General features: G+C 59.3%; 16 protein-coding genes and 1 tRNA gene. 12 read left to right on the top strand and 5 right to left on the bottom strand.

Annotation, left to right across the window (positions count from 1 at the left end; all coding sequences use genetic code 11):
* Positions 1 to 112 precede the first annotated feature (112 nt).
* Together SMC3_RS01090 and SMC3_RS01085 are read right to left on the bottom strand one after the other, a co-directional pair.
* Positions 113 to 448 (bottom strand): helix-turn-helix domain-containing protein, encoded by a 336-nt coding sequence (locus SMC3_RS01090; protein ID WP_119086840.1) that lies wholly within the window; start codon positions 446 to 448, stop codon positions 113 to 115.
* Between the two features lie 88 nt (positions 449 to 536).
* On the bottom strand, positions 537 to 1,052 hold the full coding sequence (locus SMC3_RS01085; RefSeq protein WP_119086839.1) for a type 1 glutamine amidotransferase domain-containing protein: 516 nt from the start codon (positions 1,050 to 1,052) through the stop codon (positions 537 to 539).
* A gap of 163 nt (positions 1,053 to 1,215) precedes the next feature.
* On the opposite strand from SMC3_RS01085, the gene acpS reads away from it, so the two are divergent.
* The 12 genes from acpS (at position 1,216) to SMC3_RS01025 (ending at position 14,783) form a co-directional block, all read left to right on the top strand.
* Positions 1,216 to 1,593 carry a holo-ACP synthase gene (gene acpS, locus SMC3_RS01080; protein ID WP_119086838.1) on the top strand — a complete coding sequence of 126 codons (378 nt, stop codon included), beginning with the start codon at positions 1,216 to 1,218 and terminating at the stop codon, positions 1,591 to 1,593.
* Positions 1,574 to 3,130 carry an NAD(P)H-hydrate dehydratase gene (locus tag SMC3_RS01075; RefSeq protein WP_165846491.1) on the top strand — a complete coding sequence of 519 codons (1,557 nt, stop codon included), beginning with the start codon at positions 1,574 to 1,576 and terminating at the stop codon, positions 3,128 to 3,130. Before acpS ends, SMC3_RS01075 begins: the two co-directional genes overlap by 20 nt.
* A gap of 94 nt (positions 3,131 to 3,224) precedes the next feature.
* Positions 3,225 to 3,854, top strand: coding sequence for a metal-dependent transcriptional regulator (locus tag SMC3_RS01070; protein ID WP_119086836.1), 630 nt, complete (start codon positions 3,225 to 3,227; stop codon positions 3,852 to 3,854).
* On the top strand, positions 3,854 to 5,839 hold the full coding sequence (gene feoB, locus SMC3_RS01065) for a ferrous iron transport protein B (protein ID WP_165846490.1): 1,986 nt from the start codon (positions 3,854 to 3,856) through the stop codon (positions 5,837 to 5,839). The genes SMC3_RS01070 and feoB overlap by 1 nt, the downstream gene beginning before the upstream one ends.
* Before the next feature lie 101 nt (positions 5,840 to 5,940).
* Positions 5,941 to 7,323 (top strand): tetratricopeptide repeat protein, encoded by a 1,383-nt coding sequence (locus tag SMC3_RS01060; protein WP_119086834.1) that lies wholly within the window; start codon positions 5,941 to 5,943, stop codon positions 7,321 to 7,323.
* Positions 7,324 to 7,398: 75 nt separating this feature from the next.
* Positions 7,399 to 7,878: a hypothetical protein gene (locus SMC3_RS01055; RefSeq protein ID WP_126850763.1), complete on the top strand. Its 480-nt coding sequence runs from the start codon at positions 7,399 to 7,401 to the stop codon at positions 7,876 to 7,878.
* 8 nt (positions 7,879 to 7,886) lie between these two features.
* Positions 7,887 to 8,342 (top strand): hypothetical protein, encoded by a 456-nt coding sequence (locus tag SMC3_RS01050; protein ID WP_119086832.1) that lies wholly within the window; start codon positions 7,887 to 7,889, stop codon positions 8,340 to 8,342.
* Positions 8,343 to 8,371: 29 nt separating this feature from the next.
* The gene (locus SMC3_RS01045; protein WP_165846489.1) at positions 8,372 to 8,860 is read left to right on the top strand and encodes an RNA polymerase sigma factor; all 489 of its coding nucleotides are present in this window, start codon (positions 8,372 to 8,374) and stop codon (positions 8,858 to 8,860) included.
* Entirely contained in the window at positions 8,841 to 9,077 is a 237-nt protein-coding gene (locus tag SMC3_RS01040) for a hypothetical protein (protein ID WP_119086830.1), read from the top strand. The genes SMC3_RS01045 and SMC3_RS01040 overlap by 20 nt, the downstream gene beginning before the upstream one ends.
* A gap of 123 nt (positions 9,078 to 9,200) precedes the next feature.
* On the top strand, positions 9,201 to 12,341 hold the full coding sequence (locus SMC3_RS01035; RefSeq protein ID WP_126850762.1) for a diguanylate cyclase: 3,141 nt from the start codon (positions 9,201 to 9,203) through the stop codon (positions 12,339 to 12,341).
* A 75-nt stretch (positions 12,342 to 12,416) separates the two neighbouring features.
* A tRNA-Ser gene (locus SMC3_RS01030) sits at positions 12,417 to 12,509 on the top strand.
* Positions 12,510 to 12,761: 252 nt separating this feature from the next.
* The gene (locus SMC3_RS01025; protein WP_126850761.1) at positions 12,762 to 14,783 is read left to right on the top strand and encodes a hypothetical protein; all 2,022 of its coding nucleotides are present in this window, start codon (positions 12,762 to 12,764) and stop codon (positions 14,781 to 14,783) included.
* Positions 14,784 to 14,871: 88 nt separating this feature from the next.
* On the opposite strand, the gene SMC3_RS01020 is transcribed toward SMC3_RS01025, so the two are convergent.
* From SMC3_RS01020 to SMC3_RS01010, 3 genes are all read right to left on the bottom strand, one after another.
* Positions 14,872 to 15,546 carry a TIGR00266 family protein gene (locus SMC3_RS01020; protein ID WP_119086827.1) on the bottom strand — a complete coding sequence of 225 codons (675 nt, stop codon included), beginning with the start codon at positions 15,544 to 15,546 and terminating at the stop codon, positions 14,872 to 14,874.
* Positions 15,547 to 15,849: 303 nt separating this feature from the next.
* Positions 15,850 to 16,080: a four helix bundle protein gene (locus SMC3_RS01015; RefSeq protein ID WP_243621599.1), complete on the bottom strand. Its 231-nt coding sequence runs from the start codon at positions 16,078 to 16,080 to the stop codon at positions 15,850 to 15,852.
* Between the two features lie 179 nt (positions 16,081 to 16,259).
* Positions 16,260 to 19,777 (bottom strand): InlB B-repeat-containing protein (locus SMC3_RS01010; RefSeq protein ID WP_119089722.1); only part of this gene is annotated, 3,518 nt, incomplete at its 5' end.

Here is a 19,777-nt window from a genome sequence, read left to right as displayed (position 1 = left end):
CTGCCTCCGCGATTGACTGGGGCATGGAAATGCGAGCCATGGTCACGAGCACGCCGTTTAAATACGACAATTGATGCACAACTTTCTTACCAGGCGCGGGATCAGGACTGTCTCACTTGCCATGCCTGTTCCTTTTTGGACGTGCGTCGCGGATATAAGCGATGAATGCATAGACTGCCTGGATGTCCTCGGTGTTGAGGTCCCCCTGGTGACGCAGCGCTAGCTCCAATTCATCGCCGGGAGCAGGCAGCCTCTTGTCGCGTACCATGTCTGCGGCGTTGAGGCCAAATGCGGCGGCGATCTTGGTCACTGTAGCCAGTGTGGGCGACGTTGGGGTGGAGAGGATCTGAGAGATCCTCCCCGAGGAGATGCCGGCAGCAGCAGCCAGCTCACGCTGACTCCTGTGGCTCCTTGACAGCAGTACCTCGACGTTCTCTTTGAACCCCATGGTTGCTCCTCATTCATTGTATATGGAAACCGCCGGCCGCCAACCGCACCGGCCGGCGGTGCATGCTGCTGGTCTGCTCCAGACAGTGCTATTTCTGAACGGAGAGCACCCTCAGGACTTCACGCATAAAGTCTGGCAAGTCCGCCGGCGAGCGGGACGTGACGAGGTTACCATCCACAACAACCGACTGGTCGATCCAGATTGCCCCGGCGTTCGACATATCGTCCCTGATGGTGCTGGTACTAGTGAGTGTACGCCCTTTGACGATCCCAGCGCTGATGCCCACCCACCCGGCGTGACAGATCATCGCCACCAGCTTGCCTTTGTCGTTCATCTCCCGAACCAGCGAAAGCATGGCCCTCGACCGGCGAAGGTAGTCCGGCGCATATCCGCCGGGCACAACCACACCCTCGAACTCTCCCGGGGTGACGTCCGCAATGAGCATGTCCGGCGTGAAGGGCACACCGAATTTGCCCTTGTAGACACGTTTTTCTGTTGCAACGCTGATCGATTCGAACCCGGCTTCCTTGAGACGAAAGTAGGGATAGATGAATTCATGCTCGTGCACCAGCTCGTCCAGCAGAACAGCAATCTTCTTTGCCATATCGGCCTCCCCAGCCATGCTTGACTTCTATCCATATTCTAGCCAAGTGGAAGCATAATGAAATGAAGACGTTCAATGCTGGGTCAGCCCACATGCGTGGGCCTTCTGAGCCGATTCACGGTGAAGACCGCGCCGTACGGGTCTTTGCTGCTATACTGAAATAATGAAACAACTCGGCGTGGACATAGTGGCCGTGGCGCGTATCCGGGCTCTGGGAGAACGGTATGGAGAACGCTTTCTGAACCGCGTCTACTCCGCCTCCGAACTCTCGACATGTGACCGCCCTGACCGCTGGCAGTGTCTGGCAGGCCGCTGGGCCGCCAAGGAGGCTGTCATCAAGCTGCTGCCTTCAAGGGACCTTCCGACGCTGCGCGAGGTCGAGATCGCTCCAGGGCCGGAGGGCGCGCCGATTGCCGTCATCCGTGGGACACCCTGGTTCAACTGTTCCCTCAGCATCAGCCACGAACGCGAGTACGCGGTCGCCGTGGCCATGGTGATCCAGGGAGAATATGGGAGCATGTATGAGAGCGGCGACTCGTAGTCAGATCCGCAGTATCGAGAAACACACCTTCAACGAATACGGCATGCCGTCGATCGTGCTTATGGAGCGTGCCGGCCAGGCTGTCGCGGACGTGGCACTAAACATTGCGGACGAGGACGCAGAAGAGGGGCTGAGGCCGCACTTCGTCGTTCTGTGTGGAACGGGCGGCAACGGAGGCGACGGCTTTGTCGCAGCGCGTGACCTCCTGTTCGCGGGCTTCCCCGTCACGGTATTTGCACTCCCCGCCAAAGGACACCCCAGCGACGATGTAGAGACGGAACGCGCATTCCTGGAGCGAGTCGCCCCCGAAGGTACCTTCATCAACGTCACGGACGAAGAGGTCCTGGACAAGATCGAGGAATCGATCGACGACGACGCCATCGTGATCGACGCCCTGTTTGGCATCGGCCTCGACCATGTGGTTTCAGGAATAGCCGGGGATATCATCGAAATCGTCAACGCGAGTCTGGCGCACGCTGTCGTGGCGGTAGACATCCCGTCCGGCATCGACTGCGATACCGGCATGGCGCTGGGGACTCCCGTCTTTGCCAGCGATACCGTCACATTCGGTCTGCCAAAGCTGGGCCTGTACATGGGAGCGGGCACAGAAGCGGCAGGCGAAGTCCACGTCGAACAGCTCATCTATCCCGACATCCTGCTGGAACAGAGTGCGATCCATGCTCAGTTGACCGAGCCCCCCGAGTTCCCGGAACGAATGCGGACCATGCACAAAGCCACGTATGGCAAGGTGGCTATCATCGCCGGTTCTCCTGACTACACGGGCGCTCCCGTCTTTGCCGCCGAGGCTGCACTCACCACCGGGACAGGCACGATCCACCTCATCGTGCCTCAGAGCATCGCGGACGTCGTCCGCGTCAAGGTCGACGGACCGATCGTTCAAGCGTTCGCCGGTGACGTCCTTACCGTCGAGGCACTCCCTCATATCCTGGAACTGCTGGAAGATACGACTGCGGCGCTGATAGGTCCAGGTCTGGGGCGCGATCCCCGGACACTGGAGGCCGTCCTGCTTCTTGCCACCGCCTTCAAGGGAACGCTCATCCTGGACGGCGATGCATTGTTCGCCTGTGTGGGTCATCTGGACGTGCTGTGGAAACGCGACGCTCCGACGATCCTGACCCCGCACTCCGGCGAATTCGCCCGTCTGGTAGGCCTGACACCGGAGGACGTCGAGAAGGGTGGAACGCTCAGTTCAGCGCAGACACTTGCTGCTCAGGCAAGTGCTGTCGTACATCTCAAAGGACACCGCTCGCTCACCGTCCTGCCCGACGGCTCGCTGTATATCAATACGACTGGCAATCCCGGCATGGCCAAACCCGGCATGGGTGACGCTCTCGCGGGCATCATCCTCTCGCTGGTTGCGCGTGGAGTGGCGCCTGACCTGGCAACGGCTCAGGGAGCCTTCATCCATGGACTTGCCGGAGATGCGGCAGCCGAGGTCATGGGGGAAGAGTCGATGGGAACACCGGAACTCATCATGGCTCTGGCCGCTACGATCAAGGAATTGAACGCCGGATAGCATCACCGGCAGACCTCCCGCAAGGGAAGGTCAGCGTCACCGACCGGGCATAGCTCGGCAGACCGCATGCAGCGGTCAGAGAGGACCGTGTCACATGAGCAACGAAAACGAATCAGTTACGTCGGAAGACCGCGAGGAATGCCTGGAGGCGCTTTGCCGTCTTGAGCAAGCACACCACTCCTCGACAGCCGCGGACCTGGCGGCAGACCAGGACCTCGCCGGCAGGCGGCTCGCCGACCTGCTGCTCGACCTGGTGATGTCCGGCGATGTCACGACCGAAGGGACATCATTCAATCTCACGAAGAAGGGACGCGCGACAGGCAGACGCATCGTGCGCCGGCATCAGCTGGCCGAGCGTATGCTGTGCATGCTTGGGCTGCGGAAGGATGCCGCCCACAGAGAGGCATGCAAGCTGGAACATGTCCTGACCGACACTGATGCCGCGGACCTCGAGAAGCGTATGGCCATGGTGACCAGTATGGTCGACCTCGGAGCGGTCACGCTGGACCAGGCAGACACGGGAAAACCTTACCGCGTGCGCTGGATACGCGGAGGCCAGGTGGTCCGCAGGCGTCTCGAAGACATGGGACTGGGGCAGGGTTCGACCGTGACGGTCTGCAACCGTCAATCCGGAGGACCCGTCGAGGTCGAAGCCCATGGAGCGTGTGTTGCTCTCGGGCGCGGCATTGCCCTGAAGGTCCTTGTCACACCGGAGAACCGGTAGTGGAGTGCTGTGAGGTCACGCCCCGCGTTGTACGCGGGGAACGTTTCGACCTGACTATCGCGCTGGCCGGCAACGCAAACGTCGGCAAGTCCGTCATCTTCAATGCCCTGACCGGCATGAACCAGATCATCGGCAACTGGCCGGGCAAGACCGTCGAACTGGCAGAAGGTTCCTTCGACTACAAGGGGAAGCACATCCGGGTCGTCGACCTGCCGGGCATCTATTCCCTGTCGACCTACTCACAGGAAGAGGTGGTCAGCCGCGAGTTCATCGCTGAGGCCCAGCCGGACGTCGTCGTCAACGTGGTCGACTCGACGGTACTGGAACGCAACCTGTATTTCACGCTTCAGCTCAGGGAGCTCGGCACCCCGCTCGTCACGGCGCTCAACCTCATCGACCTCGCCGTCAGGGAGGGTCTGGTCATTGACGAAGCGAAGCTTTCTTCGCTCCTGGGCGTACCCGTCGTCCGCACGTCGGGAGCTGCCGGCAAAGGACTCGACGCTCTGGTCGACGCCTGCCTGGCGACGGCCGGCAGACCCCCCGTCGCGCCGCTGACCTACGGCAAGGAGGTCGAGGGCGCCATTCTGGCGGTCGAGACGGAACTGTCGACGATCGCACTCCCTGACAACCTGGTCCATTACGCTCCGCGTTTCCTCGCCATCAAAATGCTGGAAGGAGACGCTGAGATCGTGGGCCGCTGCGGAGCGTGTGCTTCTGTAACTGCAATGGCAGCCAAACTTGCGCACGACCTGGAACAGATCCACGGAGAATCGGGCGCCAGCATCATGTCCGCGGAACGGTACAGTGCCTGTGCCCGCATTGTCGCCGCATCGGTACGGCGACCCGAACGACGCGACGACGCGCCGGGCGACCGCCTGGACAAGGTCCTGCTCCATCGCGTTTTCGGATGGGTGGTGCTGGTCGCCGTCATGTTCGCTGTTTTCGGTCTCATCTTCGTCCTGGGAGGCCGGCTCTCCTCCACCCTGGATGCCCTCTTCAGCTCTCTCCAAAAGGTTTTCATGGCTCTCCCCATTGTCCCGTGGCTGCGGGACTTCCTGTGGGGTGGCATCTTGCAGGGTATCCTGGCGGGCGTCTCCGTCGCCCTTCCCTATATCGTACCGTTCTACATCATCCTGTCGTTCCTGGAGAACTCGGGATACCTGGCGCGCATGGCATTTCTCACCGACGCCATCATGCACCGTATGGGTCTGCACGGCAAGGCTTTCATCCCCATCATCCTCGGGTTTGGATGCAACGTACCCGCAGTCCTGGGGACACGGATCATGGAACGCGACCGGGACCGCTTCATCGCCGGTGTGCTTGCGACGCTCGTCCCATGCTCAGCGCGCACGGTCGTCATCCTGGGACTCGTGGGCGCCTTCATGGGTTTCTGGCCCGCGCTGTCGTTGTACATCATCAGCCTCATCATCGTCTTCATCGTCGGCCGCGTGCTGAACCGTTTCATCCCGGGGACCAATCCAGGACTCATCATGGAGATGCCCAAGCTGAAGTGGCCGCCCTTGCGCATCACGCTCAAGCAGACCTGGTTCAGGCTCAAGGATTTCGTGATCTTTGCGTTCCCCATCATCGCGGCCGGCTCCATCGTCCTCTATGTTGTCGACAAACTGGGGTGGCTGATTCCTCTCACGACATGGGCGGCGCCCTTCACTCAGGGTGTCCTGGGGCTCCCTCCTGTGGCGCTGGTCGTCCTCATCTTTGGCGTCCTGCGCAAAGAGCTTGCGCTCATCATGCTGGCCACGCTGATGCATACATCCCAGTTTGGGACAGTCATGACACCTCAGCAGATGTACGTCTTCGCTCTGATCGTCATGCTCTACGTCCCCTGTGTCAGCACTATCGCTGCACTGAAACGCGAGTTCGGCAATCGCCGTGCGGCGCTCGTCAGTGCAGGAGAGATCGTGCTCGCGCTCACCCTTGGCGCCATGGTCAACTGGGGCTGGAACCTGGTGTCGCTCCTGCGTTAAGTGGGAGTGACGACGTGCTCCCGTTTTACAGGGCATTGCCGCTCCAGAATGCTTTGACAAAACAACGCCGAGGGCAATAATGACCGAGGAGAGGTGACGCAATGATACAGGAAAACCTGGGCGAACGGCTGAATCTGTACGAGGCAATGTCCGAGCGCAACCCGCGCGACGGCCTGGTCAGCGTCGGCAAGACGTATCTGTACATTCTCTCCAATCGACCGCAGGATGCACTCAAGTCCGCCCTGGAAGCATCGCTGTCGGTCTCTTCCAAGAGCCTGCGCGTCCAGCTGGCCATCGCACTCGGGTACTACCTTCGCGATAAACCCAGCGAAGCGCTCATCGAAAGCCGGTACGCGCTCAACATCGATCCTGCCAGCCCCCTCTGCCATCTGGTCCACGCGAGCATCCTGCTGGCTCTTCAGCGCACCGACGAAGCCAGACTCGCGTTCCTGAAGTGTCTCTCGCTCTCCTCTGACAACACCTTCCTCACCGACCTCAGACTCCACAACCGCAGTGCCATCTATGCCGCCCAACTCCAGAACCCGCTTCTCGCAGCATACAGCAACCTCAGGCTGCGCGTCCCGGACATGACCGAGACCGACGTGCAGCAACTGGTCGAACAGAACCCGACCGACCCTGTGCTGAAGGCACTGTTTGCTTCTCTGCAGCGACGCAGCGGCAAGATCCGTGAGGCCCTCGCCCTTCTCGAGACCGGCCTGGCAAGTTATGAAGCATTTCCTGAGAGACTCTATCTGCTATGGAAGACGTATGACGACCAGCTTGGTGACCATCAGAAAGGAGAGCTCTTCGTCCGGCGCCTGCTCGAGGTCGATCCACTCAACGACCGGGCCACCGGTCTGGGCTACTCCAACCTTGATGAGGAGACGCTGCGCCATATCAACTTCATCAAGTCTCTCGAGGACCTTCCCGACTCTATCTTTGCCGGGGTACTGCCCGTTCGGGAGTTGGAGAACCTCATTGAAACAACGGAAGCGGAGGCTTTCGACATCACGGCCCTGACGCCGCTGGGGGAAAGAGAAGCTGCCTCGCTTGAGAAAACGTTCATCCTGCCGGGCATTTCACAACAACCTCAGGTTCCTGAGCCGGAAGCACCTCCCGAGATTTCCCCCGCGGTCGTGTCCCTGGCGAGCGAGGAGCCGGCAGGTCCCTCACAGCCCGTCATGGCCCACATGGTAAGTATGCTGGAACAGGCACAGCTCATCGCACGCGACTTGCGGCCCACCCCCACGCCGGCTCCGATGTCCCGTGCTCCGGTCGAAGCCACCCCCGTGTCCAGTATCCCTCAGCCGATTTCCCCCACCAATCGGGAGCCAATATCCGTAGCCGAGCCCGCTTCTTCCGAACGGCCCTCGCAACCGGCCGAACCCGCTCATGTAACAATGCGATACGCCAACGGTCTGCTGGAAGATTCACGCTTTGAGGAAGCGCTGCAGGCCTTCCTGGAGCTGAGTCATAAGAGCTAGCCTCCGGCCCGGGCAGGACTGCGCCCATCCGTTGAACAATGTCGGATCATCGGCCGTCTAATAGCGGGTGATGTGATGAGAAAACTAAGATTGATTTCCTGCCTGATCGTGGGCTTGCTGTGTTGTTCACTCCTGGCACCGGTCGCCAGTGCGGCGTCGACGTTCACCGCCGATCTGGACCTCTACAGGACTCACAATAAGACGACTTCGGACGCTGCGCACGAGTTGGCGGCCTATGTCACCGCTGAAGTGCTCTTTGCGCACTCACTCAAGGGGACTACGCCACAGTACCGTCTCCTCGTCCGCACCTATCTGACTGCACTCGATCAGGTGAACAGCGCAACCCGACGCGTTGTCCGGGACCAGCATGCCAGTGGCCGCCTTCTCGCCGACATCCTCGCACTGGCCACCGAGAAGCGTGTAGAAGCCTCATGGATACTTCTGAAGAGAGGTACTGCAGGACAGGCGCGTTTCCTGACAACCATCACGCGGACCCGGCTTCTTGTGGTGAGGTGCAAACTCCTGCATACCCAGCTGACACAGATGGGAGGATAAGGCGGAAGATGTTTGGCATCATTCCGGGCCTTATTACGGCTCGACTGACCGGGTTGCTGGGCGGTGTCGTCGTCGCACCGTTTGTCATGCTGTTCATGGTGCGCTACGACGCGTATCGTCTGCCCGTCAGACTTTCCTGGTTCAAGGCATTCCTGGTGTCTACCATCTCGTTTCTTCTGCTGTTTGGGCCGTTGATCCTGCCTCGCACGACGGCGTTGCTGCGATTTTCATTTGTCCGGGACACGCTGTTCCAGGAACTGCCGTGGGCGGTCCTCTGGTTCGTCGCAGCCTTCGTAGTCGCGTGTCTGGTCGTTTCGGCGATGCTGGGACTGTCCTTCAGACAAGCCGTGTCATGGTGGGGAATCGCGTTCGCCGCAACACTGGTCGTCAGCTGGATCGGGGCACTGGCCATCGTCCTGCTGTACCGGTATCTCATCCTGCCAAGCCTGACGGATTTCTTCTAGCATCGATGCTCCTGGATTTCGAGACGCTTATGAATAGTTGTGCAGATGAAATCTACGCGTACCTGGTCTCACGAATGGGCAACCGGTTCGACGCGGACGACGTCTTCCAATCCACGTTCTTCAAGGTGCGTCGTTTCCTCCCGTCCTTTCGCGGTGACTCCAGCCCAACGACGTGGGTCATGAGGATTGCTATGAATGAAGCAAGCAGCTTTCGCCAGCGCAAGGCCCGGGAGCTGCTCCTGCTGGCCCCGGGAGAGGCCCTGCCGCAGCCGGGTCCGGACGGAACGGGGTATGATCCGGTGCAAGCCGAGACCGTACAGGATGTCGCAGCAGGTATGCGGCACCTCCCGGGCGATCTGAGAGACGTGTTGTACTTCTATTATTACAAGGAGATGCCCTACGAGAAGATTGCACAACTCATCGGGAAGCCGGTCGGAACCGTCAAATCGCGCCTCTTTCGCGCGAAGGAAGAGCTGAAGGCCTTCATGGAGGCACATCGTGATCATCGAACACAGTGACGACGAGCTTGACCAGTTGCTTCGGACACACTATCACGTGGCTGTCGACGGCGTGACGGTACCGGAGCACGTGCTGCGCCATGTCCTGACAACAACCGAACCGCAAGACGGACGGACGGCCCGCTGGACGCCAGTCCTGGCCTTCGCTCTGGCCGGCGCCTCGTTCCTCATTATTCTCGCCTCCTCGCGCGTTGTCGAGGTTCTGCTCAGCCTCTAGACTGCCATCTTGTTGACAAGCTCTCCCTGACGCCCGCCCAGACCCGTCAGCGAGAGACTTGCGCTGCGGTTTGCATTTTCCATGGGAACGCTATAGTTTCTCTATGGAAAGGGCTTGCACACCGTGAAACCTGCCGAACGCAACATAACCAGGATATTCATTCTGCTCCGGTATGTCATCATTGCTGGAGGCAGCGTCTGGTGGCTTTTTGTCATGCTCAGTCAGCCCCCTCGGTCCATCGGACTCGTGCTTCTGCCCGGGCTGCTTGTCACCGCAATCGTCTTCAACGTCTCGATTGATCTCGTAGACCGCTTCGCGCCTCACAGCAGGATAGCGCGCGCCATCCTCCGGCACCAGATCCTCTTCGACGGCATTGCCATGAACCTCTTCCTGGGCGCGATGGGCAGCCCCCTGCTGATGGGTAGACCCGCGTTCTATGGCGGAACACGCGTCCTGCCGTTTGACCTCAGTTTCATCGTCAGTGGCGCCTTCATCGTCATTGCATCCATCGTCCTGCAGAACGGGCACTTTCCCCTGTACCTGACGGCAGCCCTTGCAAGTCTTGTGGCAAGCCAGGGATTGTCGATTGCTCAGCAGCAGGGCGGCGGCTTCATGCAAGCGCTCCGGTCAGCCAACTGGGGAGACATCGGGGCAGGGATGCTAGCTGTTGCGGGTGTGGGGATCCTGTCATATGCTGCCGACGAACATGTCAGGCGCAGGCTTCGCGCCATGGATACCCGTGTCACTGATGTCAATCGTGACAAGGACCGCATGCAGGCCACGTTCCACAAGTTGTCCTTCCTTACCGCCATTATCCGGGATATGGCCGCGTCTCAGGCCTATCAGCAGGTTCTGGAGGCCATCACGGACCGTGCAGCGCTGTTCTTCTCGGCCGACGACGCTATCGTTGCCACCATCGACGCGGACATGGAGGGCCTGTCCGTTGTCGCCGCCAAGAGCGAATATCGCGAAGCTCTCTCACACCTGCACATCCGACGGGGACAGGGAATTCTGGGCAAGATTTTCGACGGCGACGCCCCCGAACTCATCAAGAACGCCCTGTTGGACCCGCGCGCCATGCAGATCTATGGGACGCCCGAAGAGCCCGAATCGATGATGGCTGCTCCACTGCGCAAGGGCAACCAGAAGTACGGTCTCGTCTCTGTCAGCCGCATTGGCGTCGAGAATCCCTTCAACGAAGACGACCTGGCCCTGTTCACATCGTTCGCGAACATCGCCGCCTCGGTGCTGGACAATGCCACGATCATGGAGGCACTGAGGCGCAAGAACTTCACGTTGACAGTCACCAACCAGCTCTCGTCAGCCATCGTCTCCGCCCTGCCGTTCGACAAGGAGATCAACAGCTTCCTCTCCATCATGAGCAACGCGTTCCAGCTGTCGCGCATCAATCTGCTGATGGTGGAAAACGACCGCTTCACCCGGTTCTTTGCGGTACCGCCACCCAAGTCCCCTGTCCCACCTCAGGAGATCATTGCACGCATGAACGGAGGAGCGGGAGCCATTGGGCAGGCGCTGCGTGAGCGAGCGATCGTCAACGTCCCCAACACCGCCGAGTATGCCAACTACATCATGGCCGATGAGGCCACGCGCAGTGAACTGGCCATCCCGATGAAGAATGCAGAAGGGCGGGTCATCGCCGTGCTCAGCCTGGAAAACAGCCAGAGTGACTACTTCACCAGCGACGTCTCCGCGGACGTCCTGGCGATTGCCGGGGAGGTACAGGAATTCCTGCAGGGAAGGTTGATCTGGGAAGAAGTCAAAGAGCAGCGTAACATCCGCGAAGCCATCAACAGGGCAGAGCTGGAAAACATCGACGTCTCAACAGCCGAACAGGCAACAGCGCATCTCAGTCGCCTTCTGTGGCGAATCCTGCCAGGGCCAGGGAGTGTCATCCTGCTGGAAAACGCGGGTAACACGGCACGCCCCTGGACTGCCATCCGGGCCGCCAGCACAAAAGGGGCGGAACCTGTCCGTGTCTTCGAAAGCGAGTTGCGGGCTCGACTGGATATGACACACTCGCTGTCACGCTCGGTCACCGGCCTATTGCAGGACCGCGACCTGATGGTGCGTCAGCTTGACTTCGAGCAGCGCCTCGTCGGCTTCGTTATCGTGGGTATCGGAGAACACAGACTGCTGACAGTCAGCGAAACCAGTGCATTCGACCTCTTCATGGCCTATGCGGAGTCCATCGTACAGAAGATCTTCGTGAAGCAGCGCTCCGCCCTGCTCACGAAGTATCGACTCGCGGCGAGGGAACTGCTCGACAACTCCTTCAAACGCACAGACCTGCGACAGTTCCTGGCTGCCACGGCTCACAAGCTGCAGGATGCCATGGAGGCGGACGCATCGGCATACATCCCCTTCGAAGCAGGATCCAGACAGCTGGTTGTCAGCCAGGCCGACATCTTCGGGTTCACTCCCGAACCCGGGGTCGAGCCGGGTATTCTGGGCGAAGCGTTCAGTAGTCCCAGCCTTGCGGTCGTCCACGCTGAAGTCTCGAACACGATGGTCCCGCTCGCCCCAGCGGCCATGACCGAGCTGACCCTCCGCATAACGCTCGAAGGTGTCCTGTACGGTGTCCTGTACGTATCGTTCAAACGCCCCGTGCTTCTGACAGATGAAGAACGGCATATGGTGGAGGCTTTCGTCTCAGACTGCAGCCTGGTCGCCGAGAACATCCTCTACGTCCATCGCATCGATGAGCTCTCGGTGACCGACGAGTTGACGGGCCTGGGCAACTATCGCGCGTTCGTGACACACTCCATCGAGCAGTCGGAGCGCACAGCACGGTTTGGTGAGGAGTTCTCCCTCCTGTTCTTCGATATCGACGACTTCAAGAAGTACAACGACACCTACTCCCATCTGGATGGAAACCTCGCCCTCCAGGGCATCGCGGACATCCTGCGCCATAGCATCCGGACTGTCGATTCAGCCTATAGGTACGGCGGCGAGGAGTTCGTCATCCTGATGCCGGGGGCCTCTCCCACCGACGCGCGCAAGGCCGCCGAGCGTATTCGCGCGTCCGTCGAACGCAACAGTGGTCGTGACCACCGCCACTTCCGTACCTTGGTCACACTGAGCGGTGGCGTCACAAGCTTCGAGGACCGCGTGTCTGACCCAAAGAATCTGCTCCTGCTCGCCGATCTTGCGATGTACCAGGCCAAGAAAAGTGGCAAGAACACTATTTACGTCCTGGGAAGCCTGGCCAGCCAGAAACAGGCTGAGCCGGGACCCCCGGAATAGTCCGCCGTTTGCTCCCAATTCGTTGCATCTGGGAACGTTTTCCCTATACTTGTTCTGTTCGTGTTCCTACCATGCGGAGAGGTGGCTGAGCGGCTGAAAGCACTCGCCTGGAGAGCGAGTAGGTGGGTAACCCCTGCCTCGTGGGTTCAAATCCCACCCTCTCCGCCAGTCTGGAACCGTCCATGTCTGTGGTCAGATGCTCACGTCGGATCAATTCAAGCCCTCCCACGCACAGATACGATACTGTCGTCTTTGAACTCAAAGGCTTCATTTGAGCATATGAGCGGCCAATTGAGGTGACCTGATGGCACAGTACGCTTGCACTGAACTCAAGACGCGACGGATCCTTGCTGCCGTGTTCCTTACTATCTTTATCGGTCTCCTCGGGGTCGGCGCCATCATCCCGGTCACGGTATCACGATGAAATGGATCCGATTGCAGGAACGACGCCTCCTGCCTCTTCGTGACGCCGGCATGGCTGGCCAGGCCACCCTTGCCATGATTGCAGCCAGCTTCAACGTCACTGAGACATTTGTCCTGCCCGGAATCACATATCGTCATGCCCTTGCGGGAGCAAAAACGCTGGCTGACGCCCGGCGTGCGCTGGAAAAGTACGACTTCTCTGCCGACGATTCCTCCTTCACCCGGCTTGTCGAATCGGTCGGTCCCGACATCATGGAACGATGCTCCCCGGTCGTGCCACGAGCCTGGTCCTGGTTCGACCCTGCGACCTTCGACACAGCGGAGATCTTCCACGGACTCGCAGAATTGCAAGACGGCATCCGGGAATCATGGCTGCGACTTCTGGATATTCAGACCATCCAGAGAGCCCGTGACGCCGGTGTGACGGAAGCCGAGTACCTGTCGACCGTTTCCATGGCGGTCCTCGTACAACGCGCCGAGCTCCACCCCGGACTCTCGGGCCGCGCCTGGTCGCCGAATGCCAGCCTTGGGGAGTTGAATGCCATAGTGCAGTGCACACTGGGGGCAAGCGATGGTGAAACCGCTGCCTGGGAGTGGACTGTCAGCACGACCGGAGAGGTCCTCCGCCGGCCAACGCCATCACCCGCTGACGAACGTCCAATTATCCAGTCTGCGCGCCTGGCCGTGCTCCTCGGCGACCGCATTGCCATGCCCTGCACCCTCGACTGGATCTGGGACGGCCAGGAACTGACGTTCCTGTCTGCCCTTCCTGCCCCAGCACACCTTGGCGCACGAACGTTCTCACGACGTTCACTGGCTCGTCTGACACCACGTCCACTGGGTCCGATGGCAGCCGGTATCGTCGTCGAACTTCTCCACGATTTGTTGCAGGACGTCGGGACACTGCTGCTCGGAAACCGGGCACCATCGGTTCCACCGGATGTCGCAAGAGAGTTCGACGGTTCCGTTTACATCGACTTGACCTTCGCCCGCTACCTGCTCGACCACGCAGGGCTGCCGCCAGGCGCACTGGACGACGTGCTGCTGCAGCAAACAACTGCCGGCATCAAGCTGCCCGCCGAGTCGTTCATCCGTCTTCCACGCGCGTCCCGGGCAGCGGTAGCTGTTCGGCTTGCCGTGCCCCGCCTGCAGCGATGGATCAGCGACAACAGTACCCGCCTCGCAGAGCTGGACAGTGCCCAGGTCGATGCCCTGACCAGCGACGAGACGCTGACCAGCCTGCAACAGCTGTTGACCTTCACGCGTCCTCTCGCTCTGGACCTCCTCCTGCTGCTAGTTTCGTCTTCGTTCCGGGCAGACGATCTGAAGCGTGCGCTGGCACACCGCGGCATTCAGGACCGCTTCGTCGAGGCACTGGAGGCAGCCGGCGACACGGCCGGCCTGGACCCGTGGACGCACCTCGACCGCATCGCAGCCAGGGTCTCCGACGATACCGCGCGCCTCGCTGCCGAAGCGATGGCGAAGGGTGATTCCGAACAGGCCCTGCGCGCCCTGTGTACAGACATCACCGTCGAGCGCGATCTGGAAGCCTTCCTGCGGACGTTCTCCTTCTTCAGGACATCGATCGTGGACGTTGGATCTCCGACCCTGCAGGAACGCAGCGACCTGCTTCCTGTTGCCCTGCTGCGGGCACGCGAAACTGGAGCGGCGACTCGTGTGGAAGCAGCCCGTGATCCGCTCGCCTGGCTGGATTCGCTGCCCGGTGGCAACGACGTCCTGCTCAGGAAGAGGTACCAGGCGATGATACGGACGTCCGCCGTTACCGAAAAGGCCTGGTTCTACATCGCCAAGTCGCTGTCACACGCCCGGATGCTCCTGCTGCACGCGGGGGATCTTCTTGTCGAGAGAGGACAGCTTGACCGTCGCGACGACGTCCTGCTGCTCAAACGCGAAGAACTGGCACAGGACGGGGATCTCAGGGCAATCGTCGCCGAACGCGCAGCCCTTGTCCAGAGTAACATGACAGCGACAGCGCCAGAGGTCATCGTCATCGAGTAGTTCTGCCGACCAGTCAGTGCCCGTGAATATTTTTCCATGCGAAAAGGCCGGCAATGCTGCCGGCCTTTTCCTCTTGCGGGAGCGACGATCAGTCGCGTTTGAAGGGCAGTTTGGGGACCAGGAAATTCACGAAAGCTCCAAAGTTGCGCGTCTGCATATAGATCGTGCCTGGTCCAGTGAGATCCACAACCAGACCCTCACCGGAGAACAGTGTCTGCTTCAGACCTCCGACCGTCCGGACGTGGTACCCCATCGTCGCGTCGAAGGCGACCATATGACCAGTATCCATGACCAGCTGCTCTCCCGGAGCAAGTGTGACCGCATGGATGGCACCATAGCTGGACATGAAGAACATGCCCACGCCGGTCGCCTTGAGGACAAACAACCCCTCACTGGAGAAAAACGTCCGGGCGCCGCCCCATTTGGTATCGAGCTCGATCGTCGGAGATGACGCAAGAAATGAGCCTGACTGGACGAACAGGCTCTCGCCCCTCATCTCGCGAGCTGCGATGTCCCCCACCATGGTCGGGGCGAATGTCACTGTGCCAAGTCCGTCCTGAGCCGTGAACGTGTTCTGGAACATGCTCTCCCCACCGATGGATCGCTTCAATGCGCCAAAAAGACCTCCCTTGGCCCCTGTGTCCATCTTGACGTTCGGCGTCATGCTGACCATGGCGTCTGATTCGGCGAGGACGGATTCGGACGGGTCGAGCTGCAGCTCGAGCAAGGAGTAAGACGGCTGATACATGATCTTGTACTGCATGGGTACCTCCTGTCAATTGGGTGCAGCTTCAAGGTATGCTACCCCTGCATGCAGGGTATCGGGGGGCGGTTTCTTGTCAAGCGGCCTTCTGTCATTCCCGCACCCTCTGTCATTCCCCCCCGAGGACTTTTGTTCAATCCGAGGGGTGCTTTCGGCGGAAGCGGGAATCCATCCCTTGATCTGTCCTTCCCGCACCCTCTGTCATTCCCGCGCAGGCGGGAATCCATGTCTCCGTCTGAGGCAGTGAATGTACCACGCATGGTGGAATTACCAGCTGACCCCATATCGCCGGAATTCCGGCACTCATGACAAACCCGCATTACGCCAGCCCGTCATCTGTTTGCCTATCCCGTCCATCAACAGCGCAAGTTCAGCCTGTTTCTTGATGGAGAGGATCTTCATATCGGCACACAGGCGGACCTCGAGTTTCAAGATCTCGACATCGTCCAGAAATGCTTCAAGGTCCTCAGTCTTGCTTCTTGCCTTGTTCGCCCGGTAAATGCTTCTTACCAGAACGATAGCATCTCGTTTCATGTCCTGGCCAAGAGTGTACTTGTGCTCACGGGGGAAACCCCTGTGTGTCCTCAACCATCTTGAGGGTCAACCGGTACATATCCTTGAAGACGTTCAAGTCGTAATAGAGCGCCATTGCCGATTCACGGTCAAGGGGGCATCGCTGCCCCCTTGACCACACACTACTGAGCTACTAAAGACTAGAAGTTCCGGACGGCCCGAACGGCCTGGGTGCTGCTCTTGAGTTCGGTCGCGCCGCTACCGGTGGCGAAGTACGTGGTCCACGCGGCGGTGGCACCGGACTGATAGGAACTCCAGTAGTAGAGGGCGTTATTGAAATTTCCGATTAGACTCCGGTTGGAATACAACTGCGCCAAATCGGATGATGACGGCAAGTACCAGTCGTTAAAGCCGCCGTCAGTGCAGGCTCGTGCCAAACCTGCTGCGTAGGTGGTGCCCCCCCCGACATTCTGGGCGATGATCTTGTCCGTGTTTGCTGAGCCGTACCCTATCGAATCGAGTGTCCCAGTGACTCCAGTTGATTGACAGGCCGGAATTGCCCATATGATGCCTGTGCTTTGGTCAGTCAGGGCTGCAATCAGTCCATGTTGCACATTTGCATCGTAACTGTAGAGAACATTGCCGCTTGCGTCTTTAATAGTTTCACCGGACTGAAGAATGTAGGCGACTTTGCCGCCACCATAGGGGTCACCAATCTTAAGTGGCGCGCTTACTGTTACAATAATCTGGTAGTACAGCTTGGTAGTTCTGTCCTCAGCTGTTACCCGCACCCAGATATCAGCACTACTACCGCCGAAGGCGGTTAGGTCGATGGATTGTGCACCTGCCACATAGAGAACATTATAGCCACCATCGACTGGCGTGGCACCCGTACTAGTAGTAAACGAGATTGCCGACTTTGTATTGCCTGGCGTCAATGCTAAAGCTTCCATTCCTGCCGGTACAGTAACGGTTAATCCTGAGGACGGTGCGATGTCAGTTCCACCTGCAGATGTTCCTAGAAATCCCACCCCTCCGAGTGATCCTGATGACAGTGTTGCATCACTGCTTAGCCACTTGGCATAGACGGTAATCGTTGCGATGACTTGCGTAGCTGCCGTGAATGCCGTGCCGAGTCCATCGGCCTGCGTGTTCCAGCTGTCGAAGGTGTGGCCGGCCCAGGTCGGGTTGGTCGTCGGCAAGGTTGCCCTCCCGCTGTAGAGGAGGATGCCAGTGCTGGTCGTGGGAGAGGCATCGTTGTCGCCGCCGTTCTTGTCGAAGGTGACGGTAGCCGCCCACTGGGCATAGACAATGGTGCTCAAGCCCATCGTGCTAAAGGTGTGAACCGTCTCGAACCCGCTTTCATTGTACCAGGCAACAAAGGTACAACCGGATCTTGTTGGAGCTGTCGGAGCACTTACCGTAGTACCGAAGGCTTGGGTAATAGCCGCGACGGGAGAACCACTGTTACTGTTAAAGGTAAGGGTTTCGTTATCTGCTGTCCACTGCGCATACAGGGTTTGAGCCGCGGTGATGCTCACGGCGGAGGCCGACGTCACTTGAGTGCCGCCGCTTGCCAAGGTCCACCACCCGGCAAAGGTATAACCGGTCCTGGTGACCGTAGCCAGGGTCCCGTACGTCGAGCCATACGTTACTTGAATGGATGCAGGGCTTGGTGTCCCACCCTGGCCATCAAAGGTGACGGCGAAGGTGTTGGCGGCGAAGGTGGCTGTGATGGTGGCAGCACCACCGTCGACAGCTGACGTCGTGGCAGTGAATGTCGTAGAAGCAAGCGCTGTATTCGCAATGGCGACATAGGTGTCATTGACCGTTCCCGACCAGCCGGCAAAGTGGTATCCGGCACTTGGCGTAGCAGTGATCGCTGTGCCACCAGCTCCATACACCTGAGTGACGGGGCTCGTTGGCGTGACGGTTCCGTTGCCGGCCGAAGCGATGGTGACCGTGATGCTGTTGGCGGCAAAGGTGGCGGTGATGGTGGCAGCGCCACCAGTTGCTGGCATCGAGGACGTCGCGGTGACCGTCGTGGATACATCGGTAGCAGTTGCGATGGTAACATAGCTAGGATTCGTCGTGGCCGTCCAGGTGTCAAAGTGGTAGCCGGCACTCGGGCTGGCCGTGATGGTGGTCCCAGCTACGCCGTATGCCTGGTCGAAAGACGTTGCGGAGGTGATGCTTCCGCCAGTGCCTGCCGCAACCGTGATCGTTCCGCTGTTGGCGGCGAAGGAAGCGCTGACAGTGATGTCCCCCGTCACGTTGGTGTCAGTCCTGGGGTTCGCGGTGCTGTCGTCGCTCCACTTCACGAAATGGTAACCCGTGTTCGGAGTGGCGGTCACCTCGGTGCCGTCAGCGCCGTAGTCCACGATCTGAGGAGACGTGCCGCTGATCGTGCCGTTTGCACCTGCCGTGTAGGCCAAGGTGAAGGTGTCGATGGCGAAGGTGGCGGTGACACTGATGTTCGCCGTCACGTGGATGTCCGTCCTTGCAGCGGTGGCGACGTCGTCACTCCATTTCACGAAGTGGTAGCCCGTGCTCGGAGTGGCGGTCACCTGAGCACCGTCGGTGCCATAGTTCACGGTCTGAGGAGACGTGCCCGTGATCGTGCCGTTTGCACCTGCCGTGTAGGCCAAGGTGAAGGTGTCGATGGTCCACTGCGCATAGACGGTGACATTTGCTGTGACGTGTGTCGAGGCATCAAATGTTGTACCACCACCGACTGCAACCGTGTTCCAGCTTGCAAAGGTATAGCCGGTCTTGGTTGGAGCTGTTGGCAGTGTTACTGTAGCACCAGAGGCGATGCCTGTTATTGCAGCAGGTGTTGGAGTTCCACCCTGGCTGTCAAAGGTGACGGTGTAGGTGGCTGGTGCTGGTGCTGGAGCAGTTACTGTTACGGTGCAAGTTGCCGTGAAGCTACCTTGTGCGGTTGTTGCAGTGATGACTGCCGCTCCTGCTGCTACTGGTGTTACTACACCGCCTGCAACAGTTGCTACAGCTGCATTACTCGATGACCACGTTACTATTTTGTTTGTCGCCTTTGAAGGACCAACAGTTGCCGTAATAGCTCCGGTTGCTCCTCCTGCTGTCAACGCCATTGTTGTTGGTGTAACGGTAATAGCACTTACGGCTATGTTTGCCACAGGTGTTGTATAATACAGAGCATTGTCTGAGGCAACGACAACTTCTGCTCTTGTCATGAGTCCCTGCGGCTTAAAGGAGCCATCAGGGTATCCCTGCATGATTTTTGCAGACGTTACTGCGCCGACCTGTCCCTTACTCCAGCTGCCGATCTTGGACGCATCGCTGTACTTGTCAGCAGCGTTGGCATCGGAGGTTAAGTTCTTTATACGCGCAACAATCGTTGCCACTTCTTCACGGGTGATTGGGTTTTCGGGTCTCATGGTGCCATCCGGATACCCGGAAATATAGCCTGCGGCCTTAGCCTTCGCCACTTCAGGCGCATACCATGACCCTGCCTTGACATCCGTATAGGTTATTGGAACAACTGTTGTGTAACCAAAAGCACGGTTGGCGAGTGTCATAAACTCGGCTCTGGTTACGTTCTGATCAGGTTTAAACGTACCGTCTGGATACCCTTTTATCAGGCCCTTGTCTATCCAGCTTTGAATCTTGACTTGTGCCCAATGACCTGAAATGTCGGATGCTGCAACAGCAAACGTGTTGGCGGGTATCAGGGAGAACA

It is taken from the genome of Candidatus Cryosericum hinesii (assembly GCF_003570985.1).
Classification (GTDB): domain Bacteria; phylum Caldisericota; class Caldisericia; order Cryosericales; family Cryosericaceae; genus Cryosericum; species Cryosericum hinesii.
Note: the sequence above shows the minus strand (reverse complement) of the source record. Positions and strands in the feature narration are given on the sequence as shown.